This window comes from Citricoccus alkalitolerans (genome assembly GCF_039528175.1).
Taxonomy (GTDB): domain Bacteria; phylum Actinomycetota; class Actinomycetes; order Actinomycetales; family Micrococcaceae; genus Citricoccus; species Citricoccus alkalitolerans.
In genome coordinates, this window is record NZ_BAAALH010000001.1 from 993,441 (window position 1) to 1,010,673 (window position 17,233).

Annotated in this window: 14 protein-coding genes and 1 tRNA gene; 6 read left to right on the plus strand and 9 right to left on the minus strand. The window is 68.8% G+C overall.

Going from position 1 to position 17,233, the window contains the following annotated elements:
- Nucleotides 1–16: 16 nt before the first annotated feature.
- From ABD134_RS04445 to ABD134_RS04455, 3 genes are all read right to left on the minus strand, one after another.
- The gene (locus tag ABD134_RS04445) at nt 17–1,831 is read right to left on the minus strand and encodes a glycosyltransferase family 2 protein (RefSeq protein WP_344227049.1); all 1,815 of its coding nucleotides are present in this window, start codon (nt 1,829–1,831) and stop codon (nt 17–19) included.
- A 122-nt stretch (nt 1,832–1,953) separates the two neighbouring features.
- Complete coding sequence (locus ABD134_RS04450) at nt 1,954–4,131, minus strand: acyl-CoA dehydrogenase family protein (protein ID WP_344227051.1); 2,178 nt, start codon at nt 4,129–4,131, stop codon at nt 1,954–1,956.
- Nucleotides 4,128–4,901, minus strand: coding sequence for a TetR/AcrR family transcriptional regulator (locus ABD134_RS04455; protein ID WP_344227052.1), 774 nt, complete (start codon nt 4,899–4,901; stop codon nt 4,128–4,130). Before ABD134_RS04455 ends, ABD134_RS04450 begins: the two co-directional genes overlap by 4 nt.
- Nucleotides 4,902–4,987: 86 nt before the next feature.
- On the opposite strand from ABD134_RS04455, the gene ABD134_RS04460 reads away from it, so the two are divergent.
- From ABD134_RS04460 to ABD134_RS04470, 3 genes are read left to right on the plus strand one after another with little or no spacing between them, the layout of a single operon-like run.
- Nucleotides 4,988–6,355, plus strand: a complete 1,368-nt coding sequence (locus tag ABD134_RS04460) for an acetyl-CoA C-acetyltransferase (protein ID WP_378108356.1) — start codon at nt 4,988–4,990, stop codon at nt 6,353–6,355.
- Nucleotides 6,356–6,359: 4 nt separating this feature from the next.
- On the plus strand, nt 6,360–7,736 hold the full coding sequence (locus ABD134_RS04465) for a 3-oxoacyl-ACP reductase (RefSeq protein ID WP_344227054.1): 1,377 nt from the start codon (nt 6,360–6,362) through the stop codon (nt 7,734–7,736).
- A gap of 16 nt (nt 7,737–7,752) precedes the next feature.
- Nucleotides 7,753–8,721, plus strand: a complete 969-nt coding sequence (locus ABD134_RS04470) for a MaoC/PaaZ C-terminal domain-containing protein (protein WP_344227056.1) — start codon at nt 7,753–7,755, stop codon at nt 8,719–8,721.
- Between the two features lie 23 nt (nt 8,722–8,744).
- Here the strand turns inward: ABD134_RS04470 and ABD134_RS04475 are convergent, their stop codons facing one another.
- From ABD134_RS04475 to ABD134_RS04495, 5 genes are all read right to left on the minus strand, one after another.
- Nucleotides 8,745–9,989 (minus strand): glycosyltransferase, encoded by a 1,245-nt coding sequence (locus ABD134_RS04475; RefSeq protein ID WP_344227057.1) that lies wholly within the window; start codon nt 9,987–9,989, stop codon nt 8,745–8,747.
- Nucleotides 9,986–12,211: a 4-alpha-glucanotransferase gene (malQ, locus tag ABD134_RS04480; RefSeq protein WP_344227058.1), complete on the minus strand. Its 2,226-nt coding sequence runs from the start codon at nt 12,209–12,211 to the stop codon at nt 9,986–9,988. The genes ABD134_RS04475 and malQ overlap by 4 nt, the downstream gene beginning before the upstream one ends.
- An 88-nt stretch (nt 12,212–12,299) precedes the next feature.
- Nucleotides 12,300–13,205, minus strand: a complete 906-nt coding sequence (locus ABD134_RS04485) for a phytanoyl-CoA dioxygenase family protein (protein ID WP_344227060.1) — start codon at nt 13,203–13,205, stop codon at nt 12,300–12,302.
- 151 nt (nt 13,206–13,356) lie between these two features.
- On the minus strand, nt 13,357–13,560 hold the full coding sequence (locus tag ABD134_RS04490; protein WP_344227061.1) for a hypothetical protein: 204 nt from the start codon (nt 13,558–13,560) through the stop codon (nt 13,357–13,359).
- A 123-nt stretch (nt 13,561–13,683) separates the two neighbouring features.
- Nucleotides 13,684–13,767: transfer RNA gene (locus ABD134_RS04495), tRNA-Leu, on the minus strand.
- A gap of 125 nt (nt 13,768–13,892) precedes the next feature.
- Between ABD134_RS04495 and ABD134_RS04500 the strand changes: the two genes are divergently transcribed.
- A complete protein-coding gene (locus ABD134_RS04500) occupies nt 13,893–15,206 on the plus strand; it encodes a M20/M25/M40 family metallo-hydrolase (RefSeq protein ID WP_344227062.1) in 1,314 nt (437 codons plus the stop codon).
- A gap of 100 nt (nt 15,207–15,306) precedes the next feature.
- Nucleotides 15,307–16,491: an acyl-CoA dehydrogenase family protein gene (locus ABD134_RS04505; RefSeq protein ID WP_344227063.1), complete on the plus strand. Its 1,185-nt coding sequence runs from the start codon at nt 15,307–15,309 to the stop codon at nt 16,489–16,491.
- Nucleotides 16,492–16,493: 2 nt separating this feature from the next.
- Here the strand turns inward: ABD134_RS04505 and ABD134_RS04510 are convergent, their stop codons facing one another.
- Nucleotides 16,494–16,736, minus strand: coding sequence for a DUF5703 family protein (locus tag ABD134_RS04510; RefSeq protein WP_344227064.1), 243 nt, complete (start codon nt 16,734–16,736; stop codon nt 16,494–16,496).
- Between the two features lie 139 nt (nt 16,737–16,875).
- Between ABD134_RS04510 and ABD134_RS04515 the strand changes: the two genes are divergently transcribed.
- Nucleotides 16,876–17,121, plus strand: a complete 246-nt coding sequence (locus tag ABD134_RS04515; RefSeq protein WP_344227066.1) for a hypothetical protein — start codon at nt 16,876–16,878, stop codon at nt 17,119–17,121.
- The last annotated feature ends 112 nt before the right edge of the window (nt 17,122–17,233 follow it).

A 17,233-nucleotide genomic window follows, 5' to 3' on the forward strand; every position in this document is an offset into this window, starting at 1 on the left:
GGCGACGACGGCCGGTTCAGCTCACGTACTGACGCGCCTTGCTGTGGCGCTGCGAGTCCTCCAGGGCCAGGAAGCGCTGCTCGACGCGCGGGGGCAGCACCCGGCGTTCGCGCAGCACCCATCCGGCGCCGGCCAGGGCGTCGACGATGCCGGCGGCCGTGGTGCGGTCCCACGGCGCCGTGCCGAGCACGTCACGAGTTCGACGTACGGCGGCGCCCACCGGGCGGCGCAGCCAGATGAACCAGAGGGTGTTGCGCAGGCCGTGACGTCGGCGCAGGTGCGGATCACGGACCGTGGACGCCTGATGGTGCACCAGCACCTCGGGCAGGTGGCAGAGTTCCCAGCCCGCGGTGGCAAGGTCCGCTGCCATCAGTTCCTCCTCACCACCGAGCCAGAGCCGCGGATTGAACCCACCGACCTCGCGGAAGGCCGCGGTGCGCATGACCGAGGCTCCGGCCAGGAAGCTGCCCAGTGCCGGACCCGGGAGCCACTCCGGGCCGGACACAGGAGAATGCAGCAGCTCGGCGTTGATGGGATCGTCCCGACCGCCGGGCTCGACGAGGATCCGGCCGGTGACCACGCCCAGTAGGGGATGGGCGTTCAACGCCGCCACAGCCAGGTCCAGGGCGCCGGGCTCCCACCACGTGTCGTCGTCACAGAAGGCCACGAACTCGGTGGTGACCTGCTCCATAGCCAGATTGCGTCCCACGGCTCCCAGGTTGTCCGGGCTAGCGACCAGCACGACCTGCGGGTCGCCCGAGTACCGCTCCCGGATGGCTGGCGCAGTCCCATCAGAGGAACCGTTGTCCACGACGACCACGCGGGGCCGCTCCGGCAGGCATATCAAGCGTTCCAGTGACTGCAACGCCTCAGCTCGGCGGTTGTAGGTGATCATCACCACGGACAGCCGCGGGTGGAAGGACCCCGGTGCGCCGGGCTGCGGTGCCGGCGTGGCGGTCACCGTCACCTGGGGGCGCAACCGCGCGAGGTCGGCCTCGACGGTGACGGGAACCGATTGGCGGCGGCGCACCGCCGCCGGAACCCGCGGGAGAGTGGCGGCCAGCGCGCGCCATCCCCGGGATCCGGCTGCCACCGCCGCGCGGACTTCCGCCCCCACAGCCGGCCACGGCCGACGCATCACCGTGGTCAGCAGTCGGCTGCGGAGAAGTTCCCGCTGGCGGGTCTCGTTCGGCTCCCGCAGGCTCGAGGGGTGGTGGTGGACCCACAGGTCGGGGGCATAGGCGAGCTCCCAACCGGCGGCCACCAGGTCCAAGGCCACCCGCTCCTCTTCGCCGGGGAAGCGGACCACGGGATCGAACCCGCCCACCTCCAGAAACGCCGATCGACGCACCATCGCGGCACAGGCCACGAAGCCCAGGAGCCGCGGTCCTGATCCGGTCGAGGCCGGCCCCAGGGGGGAATCGGCGAGCACGGCATTGATGGGGTCCGGCACATCGTCTGGCCCCACCGCGATGGATGCCGCCAGCAGCCCCAAGCGCGGATGGTCCTCGAAGAGCTCCTCGCCGCGCTGCAACGCACCGGGCGACCACCACGAGTCGTCATCGGCGAAGGCGATGAATTCCGTCTCCGCCAGCTGGGCGCCCACGGTTCTGGCTTCCGCGCCACGGTTCTGCGGCAGCCTTACCACGCGCACGCTGGGGAACATGGACTCGATGGCCTCCGGCGACCCGTCCGTGGAGGCGTTGTCCACCACGATCACGGGCGCTTCGTGGTGTCCGAGGTAGGCCAGGAGTTCCTCACGTCGATTGCGGGTGGCCACCACCACCGTGGTGCGTTCAGGTCGTCGGCCTGCGGGCTTAGGCTCGGTCACGGCTCTCTCCCTCGGCTCATCCTGCGGATCTCTGACGATCCTAGGGGCTGCTCCCTGCATCGGGCCACCGATGGGCCAACCGGGCGACCTTCCGCCCCGACCTATCTGTTGCTCTCACCTCTCTACTGCCCTTGTTTCTGCTTTCTGCCGTTTCTGCCTTGGGCCGCATTCTTCTCCCGCTGGCGCAAGACCTTCTCGTGGATGGGTGCGTCCGCCGAGGCGCGTAGCTTTCGATAGTACTCAGCGGCCTCGTCCTGACGCCGCGCCTCGTCCCCGGTGGCGATGTCCATCCGCAGATGCTCCTGCTCGTAGCCGAAGGCATCGACCAGGGTCTGCGCGTGCGGACGCAGTCGGGCCGCCAGACGGTTGATGTAGGTGCGCAGGGTGCGTGCGCGTTGCGGGGAGATCCGGCCGGTCTCGAGGAACCAGCCCAGGTCATCCTCGATCACGCGCAAGGCGAAGAGGTTGCGCAACCAGGTCATGATCTGCCGGGTGTGATCGTCCTCGATCTGCTCGATCGCCCGCGTGAACGCCTCCCATTCGAGCAACTCGCCGTGATTGCGAGCGGCGTCGATCAGGTCAGCCTGGTGCAGATTGAAGGTGGCGGCCTGTTCGGACTGGGACTTCTTGGCCACCGGCATCAGGGCCTGGGCGACGGCACCGGTCTTGGACCGCACCCGGTCCTCAAGCAGCGCCCTCTGAACCTCGACATCCTTGAACCAACTGGCACTCTTGCGCTCCGAGCCTGCATCCTGCACGGACTGCACCACGCGGCGCAAGCCGGACCGGTATACGACGGCCTCGGTGGCCTGGCCCCGGACGTAGCGGGACAGGGCTCCGATGGAGAGGTTGGTCAGGTCCTTGGAGTAATCGGACAGCAGCCGTTTACCGACCAGCTGGAGCAACACGTTGTTGTCACCCTCGAAGGTCACGAAGATGTCCAGGTCGTGACGGAGTGAGGCGAACCGGTTCTTGGCCATGTATCCCGCACCACCACAGGCCTCGCGGGCCTCCTGCAGTGAGTCCAGCGCATTCCAGGTCGTCAACGGCTTGATGGCGGCGGCCAGGGTCTCGAGTTCCTGCCGGTCCTCATCGGTGTCCGACTCCCCGGAGAACACGGCGTCGAACTTCTCCAGCAACTCGTTGGCGGCAAAGGTGTCGGCATAGGTCCGGGCCAGGCGATCGATCAGGCGGCGCTGGTGGAGCTGGTAGTCCATCAGCACCTCCTCGTGCGTGTCCGAGGTCGCGTTGAACTGCCGGCGTTGATTGCCGTAGGTGATGGCACCGGTCAGCGCCAGGGCGGAGGCGGAGGCACCGGACAGGGCGAGGGAGACCCTGCCCTGGACGAGGGTTCCGATCATGGTGAAGAACCGGCGGCCGGGGGAGGCGATGTCCGAGGAGTAACCGCCCTTCTCATCCACGGAGCCGTAGCGGTTCAGCAGGTTGGTACGGGGAATGCGCACGTGGTCGAAGTGCAGCCGGCCGTTGTCGATGCCGTTGAGTCCGCCCTTGTACCCGTCGTCCTCGCCGCCGATGCCCGGCAGGAAGTCGCCGGCGGCATCACGGAGTGGAACGTAGAACGCGTGCACCCCGTGGTTGACGCCGCGGGTGATCAGCTGGGCGAAGACCACCGCGGCCTTGCCGTGGAGCGCGGCGTTGCCCAGGAACTCCTTCCAGGCCGCCTTGAAGGGCGTGTGGATCTCGAACTCATCGGTCTCCGGGACGTAGGTCGCCGTGGTCGCCAGTGAGGAGACATCCGAACCGTGGCCAATCTCCGTCATGGCGAAGGCGCCCGGCACCTCCAGACTCATGACGGCGGGCAGGAGGCGCTCGTGATGCTCCTCCGTGCCCAGATGCAGGATGGCGGAACCGAACAGGCCCCACTGCACCCCGGCCTTGATCTGGAGCGACGGGTCGGCACTGACCAACTCCGCGAACGTGGCGATGTTCCCGCCGTGGTTGTCGCTGCCGCCGAGGCTCCGTGGGAACGCCTTGTTCACCTGGCCACGATCGACGAGGATGCGCAGCTGACCCAGCACCCGCTCACGGTGGTCCTCCATCGAGAGATTCTCGATCTTGTGCAGGTCCGGGTCCTTGACATTCTTCCGTCCCTCCAGCCGGTCCGCGGCCCACCGCCCGAGCAGCAACTGCTGGACGTCGTCCAGGTCCAGTCCGCCGGGCTCTGCCGCGGAGATGGCGCTGAAGGCAGTGTGTGCCCCGGTGTCCGCATCTGCCTGGACGGCAGGCGGCACGGCCCCGGCCGGTACCGCGGTGGTGCTGGAATCAGAGGTGGTGGTCATGACTGCTCCTGTTCGGGAGTGGAAGGATCGGTAGACGTCGAGGGTGCGGGGTGATCAGACAGATCAGGGGGATCGGCAGCGGCATAGGTGCCGGACAGGCCTACCGTGAGCCACGCGGTGATCTTGCGTGCCAGCCGGCCGGCATCCGGCCGGTCGGCTCCGGACGGCGTGACCAACCAGGATTCGCCGGCCGAGCGGACCATGCCGATCGCTGCCCGCGGCCAGTACCAGGTGGCGGACGCCGCGGAGGGTTGGTGGCCCTGCTGGCGAAGGTAGTCGCGGAAGTGGACGTCCATCACGGCGGCGATCCGCTCGAAGAAGTCAGCCATGGCGGTCGGCTGTCCGCTGGACGTGCCGGAGGTGCTGGATCCCTCGGTGATCTCCGGAGTCTCCGGTGGCAGCCGCGTCGAGAAGGCATAGACATGGGGCGAGGACTCAGCCAGCCTGAGGTATACGGCGACCATCGCGTACAACCCGTCCAGGGCATTGTCCGAGGTCTCCGCGGCCGCCAGCAGTTCACGTTCCATGAAATCGATGGCGCGTTCACCCACGGCGGCCTGCAAACCGTTCTTGTCCCCGAAGTACCGGTAGAAGACGCTCTTGGAAGTTCCGGCATGCGTGGCGATGTCGCCCATGGACGCCTGGGGTCCGAGATCGTGGACGGCATGGCGGGCGGCCCGGATCAGTTCTGCGCGCCGCTGCAGGCGGTGCTCGTCCCAACGGGTGGCACGGCCATCCGGCATATCGGCGTCCTTGACTGCAGTATTCACGATACTGAGCGTATCAGGTACTCTGGGTATCAGTAAGACCCGTCACGTTGTACCCACGGCTCGCCGTGAAACCCGAAGGGATCACCATGACCGAAAAGACCTCCGCGAACATGCCAGCTCCGCAGGACACAGCGCGGCTCACCGCAGGCCAGCCCGCCATCGCCGGTGGCGAGGTGCGGGAGGCCGTCATCATCGGCGGAAACCGCACGCCGTTCGCACGGTCCCATGGCGCCTATGCCAAGGCCACCAACAAGGACCTGCTGACCTCCGCCCTGAACGGTCTCATTGCCCGGTACGGGCTGCAGGGGGAGCGGATCGGGGAGGTTGCTGCCGGCGCGGTCATCAAGCACAGCAAGGATTTCAACCTGACCCGGGAATCCGTCCTCGGCACCTCGCTGGACCCGGCCACCCCCGCCCACGAGGTCCAGATCGCCTGCGCCACGGGCATGGAGGCCATCGGAGGACTCGCCAACAAGATCCGACTGGGGCAGCTCGACTCGGCCATCGGCGGTGGTGTAGACAGCATCTCCGACGCCCCCCTCGTCTTCAACGACGCCGCCCGCGCCGTTCTGATGGAGCTCAACCGCGCCCGCACCACGCAGGACAAGATCAAGGCAGTCCTGAAGTTCCGCCCCGGCCATCTGGCACCCCAGGCCCCCGGCACCGAGGAACCCCGCACGGGACTGTCCATGGGCGAACACCAGGCCCGGACCACCCACCAGTGGGGGATCTCCCGGCAGGCTCAGGACGAGCTGGCCCTGGCCAGCCACCACCGCCTCGCGGCCGCCTATGACCGCGGTTTCTTCGACGGCCTCGTGACACCTTTCGGCTCGCTGACCAGGGACAACAACCTGCGTGCGGACACCACGCTCGAGAAGCTCGGCAAGCTCAAGCCCGCTTTCGGCCGCGACCTCGGGGACGAGGCCACCATGACCGCCGGAAACTCCACCCCGCTGACGGACGGGGCCTCCACGGTCCTGCTCGGTTCCGAGGAATGGGCCGCGGAGAAGGGCCTGCCCGTACTCGCCGACTTCGTGGACTTCGAGACCGGCGCCGTGGATTTCGTGGACGGCAAGGAGGGCCTGCTCATGGCGCCGGCCTACGCCCTGTCCCACCTATTGCAGCGCCAGGGACTGTCCCTGCAGGACTTCGACTACTACGAGATCCACGAGGCCTTCGCCGGAACGGTCCTGTCCACCCTGAAGGCCTGGGAGGATGAGGACTTCTGCCGCGACCAGCTGGGTCTGGACGCGCCCCTGGGCGCCATCGACCGGTCCAAACTCAACGTCAACGGCTCCTCGCTGGCCGCCGGCCACCCCTTTGCCGCCACCGGCGGCCGCATCATCGCCACCCTGGCCACGATGCTCCACGAGAAGGGGCCGGGCTCACTCGGTCTGATCTCAGTCTGCGCGGCCGGCGGCCAGGGCATCGTCGCGATCATCCGGGGGCGCTGAGCACATGGCCACGGCACCGCAGACTGATACCTACACCGCCCTCGTCAACCAGCCGCTCGGCCGGAAACTCGCCGGCGCCCTGGGGCTGCCCCGGCCAGCAGTCCTCCGGCGATACGAGCCGGGCCAGGTCCTCGTGGAGGGCTCCGTGCTGGTCCTCGGCGGCGGCCACGCGGCCGACGAGGCCGCAGCCGTCCTGCTGGACTGGGGACTGGATGTCCGCCGTCAGTCAGCTCCGGCCGACCACTATGGCGCCGTCGTCGCCTGCTATGACGACGCCGGCACGCCGGCCGACCTGTCCGCCACCACACTGCAGCTCGGGGCCGTGCAGCGGAAATTGGGTCCGTCCGCCCGCGTGGTCACCGTCTTCCGCGATCCCCTCGGTTCCGACCGGCCCGCCGTGCGGGCCGCCCGCCAGGGCATCGAGGGCCTGACCCGTTCGCTCGCCCACGAGATGCGCCGCGGGGCCACTGCCAACGGGATCGTGCTGGGTGAGCACACGACGCTGTCCGCTCCCGGGGCGACCGGGGCTCTGCGCTTCCTGCTATCGGCCAAGAGCGCCTTCGTCTCCGGCCAGTTCATCCCCGTCTCCTCCGATGCCGGCACCCTGCCCCGGGACTGGGAGAAGCCCCTTGCGGGCAAGGTGGCCGTGGTGACCGGTGCCGCCCGCGGTATCGGTGCCGCGATCGCCGAGACCCTGCACCGCGATGGGGCAACCATCGTGGGGGTCGACGTGCCGACCGCCGGGGAGGCGCTGGCCGGCGTCGTGAACTCGCTGGCCGGCACCGCACTTCAGTTGGACATCACCGCGGCGGATGCGGGGGAGAGGATCCTCGCGCACTGCGCTGAGCGCCATGGGCAGCTGGACATCGTGGTGCACAACGCCGGGATCACCCGGGACAAGAAGCTCGCCAACATGGATGCCGCTCGGTGGGACTCCGTGCTCGCGGTGAACATCGAGTCGCAACTGGCGATGAACCGGACCTTCCTGGCCGCGGTCGGCGAGGGCGTGGTGGCTGACGAACTGCGGATCGCCTCGCTCGCCTCGACGTCCGGGATCGCGGGCAACGCCGGCCAGACGAACTACGCCGCGTCCAAGGCGGGCGTCATGGGGATGGTCTCCGCCACAGCGGAGCTGATGACCACTGCCGGGACAGCCGGCGGCGGAACCATCAACGCGGTGGCTCCGGGCTTCATCGAGACCGAAATGACTGCCCGGATGCCGAAGGCCACCCGTGAGGTCGCGCGCCGGTTGAACTCCCTCCAGCAGGGGGGCCGGCCCGTCGACGTGGCGGAGGCTATCGCCTACTTGGTCTCCGATGCGGCTGGGGGCACGTCCGGTTCCACGTTGCGTGTCTGCGGCCAGGGCATGATGGGAGCCTGAGATGGAACGAGAGACCATGACGCCCCTGAGTTCGAGCTACCGGGCGGCCCTGTCCACGGCCGCCAAGGACGCGCTGGTCAGACGGCGCCGTCCACAGCAGCTCCCCGGACGTACCGTGGTAGTCCACGACCAGGAGATCAGTTCTGAGCTCGCCACCCGGTACGCGCGGATGTTCCACCGGAATGGTCCGGTGCTGGACCCGGCCGACCTGCCCTCGGTGCTCGTGCACATCGCCTGTTTCCCAGCGGCCATCGAACTCATGGCCGATCCGGATTTCCCGCTGCCTCTGTTGGGCATGGTCCACCTCCGCAACCGCGTGCACCACCATGCCCCGGTCCCTGCGGAAACCCCTCTGGAGGTGGCCGCCTCGGCCACCCGACTGAGCCCCCATCCGTCCGGGACGACTGTGGACCTGGTCGTCACCGTCCACGGACCGCCGCACATTGACCGCCCTGCCGATGGCCCGGTCAGCCGCCCCACCGATCACACCGGAAAGCTGCAGCTGTTGTGGGAGGGCACGTCCACGTATCTGGCCGCCGGAGTCCACCTGCCGGCCCACGAGCGCCCCGCCAAGGCCGGCCACCCGCCGTTCACGGCACCGCAGCTGACCGCGCAGTGGCGCCTGCCCGCGTCCGCCGGCCGGGAGTATGCCGCCCTGTCCGGGGACTTCAATCCGATCCATCTGAACCCAGTGACCGCCAAGCTCCTGGGGCAGAAGGGCATGATCGCCCATGGGATGTATCTGGCCGGGCGGATGCTCGCGGGCCGGGAACCAGCGGGTGCCGGCCACGAGTGGGAGATCTCCTTCGCCACTCCGGTGCTGCTCCCCGGGACGGTGTCCCTGGGCGTCGTCCACCCAGATCGCCGCAACACTGAGGTCACGACCGAGGTCACGGCGTGGAACGGTCGCACCGGCAAGCCGCACTTCACCGGCTCAATCTCTGTCCCGGGTTCGGGTCCAGGGCAGAGGGCGGGGCAGGGGTAGGGGGGTAGGACAGGATCGCAGCCCTACCGTTCGGCGGAGAGCACCTCGTACGCCTCTGACATGTGGACCGCCATGACCTCCCAGCCGAAGGTCCGGGCCCGGCCCGCTGCTTCCTGGCCCATCTGTCGCCAGGCCGGCAGGTCGGCCACGATGCGCTCCAGCTCCTGCGCCCAGGTCTCCGGGTCCAGGCCGTCCACCAGTCGCCCGGTCTCGCCGTCCGCCACGGCGTAGGCGAGCCCACCCACCCGGTGTGCCAAGACGGGGGTCCCGCAGGCCTGGGCCTCAAGGGCGACCAGGCCGAAGGACTCTGAGTAGCTCGGCACGACCACCACGTCCGCAGCCCGGTAGACCTCCGCCAGCTCCTGCGCGGACACAGGGCCGGACTCCGTGCACTGGCCCTCCAGTCCGGCGGCAGAGACCAGGGCGGGGAGGTCGAGCTCGTCCGAGCCCGAGTGGGCACCGGTCAGATGCAGCTGCACCGGGGGGACACCTGAGGCCCGTCCGTTCACCAGGCCGGCGGCGCGGATGGCCACCTGCGGGCCCTTATGGCCCTGGATACGCCCGGCGAACAGGACCTTGAGCCCTGTAGAGCGACCGGGCCAGTGGGCGCCGCCGTCGGGATGGAAGACGGACGTGTCCACGCCCGGCGGGATCACCCTGATCCGGGCTGGATCGGCTCCATAGTGGTCACTCAGCTCGTCCCGCTCGGCCGGAGTGTTGGCCACCAGGAGGTCGGCCGCTGCGGCGATCTGCTGCTCGGCGGCCTCCCGTTCCTCCGATTCACCGGACCGCGCGTCCCGGGCGTTCTTGACGGCCGCCATGGTGTGCATGGTGTGCAGAATCGGGGCGTTCAGGTCTCCGGCCACCGCCAATCCGGCCAGTCCGGAGAGCCAGTAGTGGGAATGAACCACCCAGCGGCAGTCGTCCCCGTGGCATCCACCCGCGGCAGTCAGGGCACCGGGGGCCGCTGCGGCGAAATCGTCCACCCACCGCGGAAGCTCCTCCTTGGGGACGTCCGTGGCCGGGCCAGCGGGGACCGGGACCACCCTAGCCCGGGCCGCCCCCGGCACGGAGGGGACCGGCAGGTCTTGGACGCGTTGACCGGTCCGGTCCCGGCGGGTGAGGACCCAGACCGGATGTCCAGCCGCGGCCAGGGTGATGGCCAGCTGGCGGACGTAGACGTTCATGCCGCCTGCGTCGCCCTGGCCCGGCTGTGCCAGCGGTGAGGTGTGCAGGGACACCATCACCACGCCGAAGGGCCGCGTCACGGTGTGGGAATCCCGTGGTCGGGCTGCCGGCCAGCAGCCGGGCCGGAGTTCAGCTCGTGGTGCACCGCGTCCAGCAGTCGGGCGAATCCAGGGATCGCCTCCAGGTCGTCGATGAGGACAGGCTTCCCGAGTGCGTCCGCGAGCGGGATCTCCCAGTTCGGGTACTCGTGCTGTTGGGTGCCCGGTTGGTTCTGGATGCGCCGTTCGCCGACGGCGTCCACCAGCGCGATGCCGTGCAGCAGGGACGGCGCCTGGGCCAGGTACCGGTGCAGGGCCACCACGATGTCAGCGACCACGGCCGGATCTGCTGAGTCAGCAGAGGTGTCCGAGGTGAGGGGAGCGGCGGCATCGATGGACAGGAATCCCGCCTCCTGGACGGCCTGGATGAACGCCCGGCGCTCGGCAACGGCCCGGTCTCGTTCGGCGTGGGGATCGCCGGCCACCAAGTCAAGGCGTTCGCGCAGGTCCAGGTGTGTGCCGGCCAGGTAACCTGCGGTCGGGGGCAGGTCATGGGTGTTGACGGAGGACAGGCACTGGACCCGGTAGTCCTGGGGCGGACGGGGCCTGCCGTCCTCCTGCTCGAACCAGAGGATCGAGGTGCCCAACAGCCCGCGGTCGGCCAGGTAGTCCTGGACCCAGGGTTCGAAGGTGCCCAGGTCCTCACCCACGACGACGGCGCCCGCGCGCTCCGCTTCAAGGACCAGGATGCCGATCATCGCCTCGTGGTCGTACGTGACATACGCGCCCTCTGTGGGGGACTGGCCCACCGGGATCCACCACAGCCGGAACAGCCCCAGAATGTGGTCAACCCGGATGCCGCCCGCGTGGCGCAACACCGAGCGCAGCATGTCACGGTAAGCGCGGTAACCGGTCTCGGCCAGCCTTTCGGGGTGCCACGGTGACTGGGACCAGTCCTGACCGCGTTGGTTGTACATGTCCGGTGGGGCGCCGACGGACATGGACTCGACGAGTAAATCCTGCAGCATCCAGGCGTCCGCGTTGTTGCGATCCGCCCCGACGGCCAAGTCCTGCATCAGTCCCAGTCGCATGCCGGACTCACGGGCCGTCTGCTGCGCCGTTGCCAGTTGGGTGTCACACAACCACTGCATCCAGCGGTGGAAGTCGACATCCTCGGCCAGGTCTTGGCGGTAGCGCTCGGCCAGGCGACCGCCCGGCGTGAGTTCGGGATCCTGCCAGACCGGGTCGGAGGCGTCATAGGCGCTGCGCAGGGCACACCACAGGGCGAAGTCATCCAGACCGTGGCCCTCCTGCTCGCGGTAGGAGCGGTAGGCGCGTGCCCGTGCCGGCGTCGGCGTGACCTGATGGAGCCGGCGCAGGGCCGCCAGCTTGGCCGCCGTGGTGGCATCGCGGTCCAGCGAGTCAGCGGACGCGTTGTCGGCCTGGCGGGCGGCGGCGAGAGCCTCCACCTCTCGGCGAGCACGCGGGTCAAGGCCGGCGTACTCGGGGAGGTCCTCGATGCGCAGGTACATCGGGTTGGTGAACCGTCGGGTCGAGGGGGAGTACGGCGAGGAGACCACCGGCGGTTCAGGTGCGGTGGCATGCAAGGGGTTGGACAGGACATAGTCACCGCCACGAGCGGCTGTCTGGACCGCCAGGTCCGCCAAGTCCCTGAAATCGCCCAGGCCCCAGGAAGTAGAGGACCGTGCCGAGTACAGCTGGACGGACAGCCCCCAGCCGCGCTGACGGCGGTAGCGGTCAGCTGTCGTGAGACGTTCCGGCACCACGACGAGGGTGGCTTCGACCTCGTTGCCGTCGTCCACCCTGGCGCCCAACCGGTGCCATCCCACGGGCAGGTCCCGGGGGAGGCGGAAGGTTGCTTGCCCGATCAGCTCGCCGTCGATGTACCGGGGTTCCGTGAAGTCCTCGAGTTGCTCGAGGTGACGGGTCTCTCCGGTCTCCAGCAATGCCATCACTGTGACGGCACTCCCGTGGGGGACATGGATCTGGACCGAGGAACCTGAACCCGCGTGGGAGACCGTGGTGTGCGGCAGCATGCGGCGCCACGGGGCCAACCGCCGTCGCTCCAGTGCCACCTCCAGCCCGGCCGTGCCGTCCGGTTCGACGGTGCAGCCCAGGGCCGCCAGCACCGCGATGAGCGTGAGGTCGGAGACCGGGCGTTCGTGACCGTCTTGACCCCGGTAGGACGTCTGGATGCCATAGGCGTGGGCCAGCCGCTGGAGCAGATCGCGGGCTTCTGTCATGGCTGGTGGGCCTCTTTCACGTGCGGATGCGGCCGGGCATCGGTTTCGGTGCCCGGTCCGATTATGGCAGGCCACCGCCAGGGTCAGTTCAGCCGCAGGCCAGGGCGGGAGGCAGACAGGCCAACTGGCGTGCGGACAGCCCCGACCGGATGCGCCGGGCCTGGTCCGGGGTGTACTCCGGGGCTGCCTCCGTCTTCATCGGTGTGCGCGAGGACCAGGTGAAGGTCACCGAGAAGCGGTCCCGGGCAACCGGCGGAGTAGCCCGGTGGAGCAGCCGACAGTTGTCCGCCACCACGGCGGTCCACTTCGGCCCGGTCGCCGAGGAAACGGCTCCCGCGGGAACCATGTCAGCCACCCTTGCATCATCCACGAATCCGGCCACGTAGTGCAGCCTCTCCACGGCGTACAGCGTCTCGGCCAGCGGAATGTAGGCATAAGGCCCACCCTGGTCGTCGACGTCGTTGAGCCACACCAGGATCTTCACGGTGCGCCGGTCCTCGACGTCACGGTGCCATCGGCGCACGCCCACCGTCTGGTTGTTGCCGACTTCGCGGCGCACGTCCGCCCCGTAGTAGCGGGCCGGCACGCCCAGGTAATTCTCGACGATGTCCAGCATTCGGTCCTGCAGGCCCCACTGCCAGATGGGCAGGTCCGCCAACAGGTCATCCGTGGAGGGACGCAGCGTACTGGCACCGCCCGTGGGCAGGTCCGCCAAGGGGGCCACGAGGCGGTCCAGGGCGGGCTTGAGCACGTCCGTGGTGGGGATCGCGAGATCGTCCAGGGGCCCGATGCGGAGGCCCTGCCGCTGAAGGGTGGAGACCAGGCCGGCCTGGGCCAGGTCCAGCGGTGGCAAGTGCGGCGCCCACTTGCGGCGGCGCTCCTCATGCATGCCGTCGGCGGCCCAGCGGACCGGCGTGACATTGGTCAAGATCTCCCGCTTGAGGCGGTTCGCGAACCGTCCCCAGGGGCCCGCTACGGTCTCGGATGTGATCATGGCACTGAGGGTACAAGCGCGGATCGGCGGTGACGACGGCCGTGGTGGCCGACGAGTAGTGGTGGGGTACAAGAGCCTCCGGTGGCGTCCCCTATCACGTAGGGACAGCAGGTGCCCAGACCCGTGGAGCGTGAAAGATGTCAGAAGACCGTCAGAGCCGGTCGAGGAGCTCCGCGTACTCGAAATGGCCGGTGTGGCCCTCGTATGCGGTGAGGGTCCTGACCTGGAAATAGTCGCCCCATGAAAGGGACAGGCCGGGGATCCACCCGAGGTCATCACGCAGCCACCCGACCAACACGGCCTCACCCGGGTCTCCACCGGGCTCCGGGGTTCGGCGCGGAGGTCCTGAAACCACTGGCCTCCGCTGCCGACGCGCATGGTCGGGGGAAATGCTCCCCGAAACTCGTCCCAGGATGACAAGAACGGGGCCGGTTGTCACCGGCCCCGTTCTTGTTCGCCCTGAGGTGGGCATCTATTGTGCGCGGAGGGGGACTTGAACCCCCACGCCCTTGCGGGCACAGCGACCTCAACGCTGCGCGTCTGCCAATTCCGCCACCCGCGCGCACAATCCGGTTCGCACCGGATTTCCGCTGCCTCGAAAGGCAGCGCTGACAATCCTAACACCCTTTTCGTGTGCCTCTGTACACGGACCGGACAGGGGCAGATCCCCCTCGCTAGGGTGGCACCATGAGCGCCACCTCCAGCCACGACTTCACGGACGACGTCGTCCACATCTGCCGAGACCTGATCCGGATCGACACCTCGAACTACGGAGGCAACGATTCCCGGGGAGAACGCGAGGCGGCCGAATACTGTGCCGCCCTCATGCGGGACGCCGGAATGGAACCGACGGTCTACGAGTCGTCCCCAGGCCGGGCCAGCGTGGTGGGTCGTATCGCGGGGTGGGACCCCCATGCTCCCGCCCTGATCCTGCACGGCCACCTCGACGTGGTCCCCGCGGACGCCAGCGAGTGGTCAGTGGACCCGTTCTCGGCCGAGCTGAGAGACGGGATGATCTGGGGCCGGGGGGCTGTGGACATGAAGGGAATGGATGCCATGATCCTCGCGGTCCTGGGCCACCTGCACCGTACCGGACAGCAGCCGCGCCGGGACCTCATCGTCGCCTTCTTCGCGGACGAGGAGGCCGGAGGCGTCTACGGTGCCCGCTGGATGGTGGACCACCATCCCGAGGTCTTCGCCGGGGCCACGGAGGCCATCAGCGAGGTCGGCGGTTTCTCCACGGACATCCGCGGGCAACGGGCCTACCTGCTGCAGACCGCCGAGAAGGGCCTGGCCTGGCTCAACCTGACCGCCACGGGATCACCGGGCCACGGATCGTCCGTGCATCCCGACAATGCCGTGACCCGGCTGGCTGGGGCCATCGAACAGATCGGAAACCACGCCTGGCCCCTGGACTACACGAAGACCACGCGCGCCCTGATGGAGCAGGTCGCCGAGATCTGCGGGGTGGAGTTCGATGAGACGGATCCCACGCCCCAACTCGAGGCCCTCGGCACGGCTTCCCGGTTCGTCGGCTCCACGCTGCGCAACAGCACCAACCCCACGGGACTGACGGCCGGCTACAAGCACAACGTGATCCCGGGAAAGGCACAGGCCACCGTGGACGTCCGCTTCCTGCCGGGGCAGGAGGAGGAGGTCATGACCACCCTGCGTGACCTCGCCGGCGAGGGGGTGGAGTTCAGTCATGAGCACCGGGACATCTCCCTGGAGGTCCCCTTCTCCGGCGACCTCGTGGACCTCATGGTCGACTCCATCCAGGCGGAGGATCCCGGCGCCCCGGTGCTGCCGTTCATGATGTCCGGTGGCACGGACAACAAGTCCCTGTCCCAGCTCGGGATCGCGGGCTACGGCTTTGCCCCCCTGCAGCTCCCCGCCGACCTCGACTTCACCGGTCTGTTCCACGGCATCGACGAGCGCGTCCCCGTCAAGGCCCTCGACTTCGGCTGCCGGGTGCTGCACCGGATGCTCGAACCCCGCTGACACCCCGCTCACACCCTGCAGACACTTCGCTGAGATCACGCTGAGTCGGAACCGTCACCACCGAGCCGACCGGCCGCCCGAACCCCCAGGAGAACCCCCTATGCCCACCCCGCAGAACTCCCAGCAGGCCGCCGTCGGGACCATCCTGACGGACGACCTCCTCGCCGGGATCCGCGACCGAGCGCCCAGCTTCGACGAGGCGAACGCCTTTCCGCAGCAGGACCTGGAGGTCCTTCAGGAGGCGGGCTACCTCAGGGCACTCGCCCCCACGGCGGCCGGCGGGCTGGGCTGGGACGTCTCGACCGTCGTCGCCGCCCAGAGGGTGCTGGCCATGCACGCTCCGGCGACCGCGCTGGCTGTGAACATGCACCAGATCTGGAACGCCGTGGCCTTCATCCTGGGACGCCAGGGAGATGACTCCCTCGACTTCATCCACCGCGAGTCGGCAGCGGGGGAGGTCTTCGCCTTCGGCATCTCCGAGGCGGGCAATGACGCGGTCCTGTTCGACTCGGATACCGTGGCCGAACCCCAGGGCGACGGCTCATACCGGTTCACCGGGACCAAGATCTTCACCACCCTGTCCCCGGCCTGGACCCGGCTCGGGATCTTCGGCAAGACGCCCGACGGCGGCCAGCTGGTCTTCGGCTTCCTCGACCGGTCCGCGGACGGCTGGGAGGCCGACGCCTCCTCCTGGGACATGCTGGGCATGCGGGCCACCCACTCTCACACCACCCGGCTGCAGGGCGCCCTCGTCCCCGCCGACCGGATCGTGAGGCACATCCCCGCCGGCCCGAATGCCGACCCGCTCACGTTCGGGATCTTCGCGTCCTTCCTGACACTCATCGCGGCCGTCTACACGGGGGTGGGGGACCGGGCTGTCGAACTGGCCATGCGGAACCTGGCCCGAAGGACATCCAAGGTCACTGGGCTCGCCCTGTCCCAGGATCCGGTGCTGCGGTACAAGACCGGCGAGGCCGCCCTGCGGCAGCTTGCCGCGGACACCCAACTGCGGGCGGTGGCCGCGGACATCGACGCCGGCGCGGACCTGGGTGCCGAGTGGTTCCCGCGACTCGTGGCGAACAAGACCTCGGCCGTCCGCACGGCCAAGGCCCAGACGGACTTCGCCCTCGAGGCCTCGGGGGGCGCCTCCTACCACCGCGGCGACGAACTGTCCCGCATCTACCGCGACGTCATGGCCGGGGTGTTCCACCCCTCGGACGACGAGTCGGTGCACCAGACCCTGGCGAACCACCTGCTGGGGCCCGTCCAGGGTCCAGACGCATAGGCTCAGGCCCGCACGGCCAGGGTCGACCGGACGCGGATGATCCGGCGCCGCAGCCAGTAGCGCCGGGCACCGCCACGATAGAGGATCGTGCGCTGCAACTCCCACTTGCCGTACTCCGCATGCTCCACCACCCGACGCCGGGCCTCGGTCACCGAGTCCCGTGGTGCGACGGTCATCACCAGGTACTCCCAGTGGTCCCGCTGCTCCAGCGACTCCAGACCGCTGGTGATCTCCTGTTCGCGCATCCTTCTCCTTGGGGAACTGGCGGGACAACGGACCCGGTCTCCGTGGATACTGGCCGGTCCTCGGCCAGTATGAGACACGAGCGGGCCTGCTTCCGTGAAACCCTATGCCAGGCCGGAAAAAAACGGCTACCGTGGTGCCATGAGCATCGACCCGCGTGTGGCCCTTGAGGCCCTGGTTTCCGCATTCGAAGAACATCTGGCGGCCGCCACCGGCAAGCGTGACGATGACGATCCCGCAGTCGAGTCGGCCTTCTTCAACGTGGCCGACTCCTTCGAGGCCTACGAGGACGCCCTGTATGCCGCCACCGGTGAGTTCACCCCGCTGGACGTCTACGACGACGAAGATGAGGACGAAGGCGACGACGATCAAGACTCCGGCAACTGACCGGTCCGCCGGAAGGATGACGAGCAAACCTTCGAGCGGGACTACGACCACGGGATGATCTTCGTCCCGATCTTCCGGCGCGCGTGCGTCGCGGGGACGGGGGCTTCGAGCC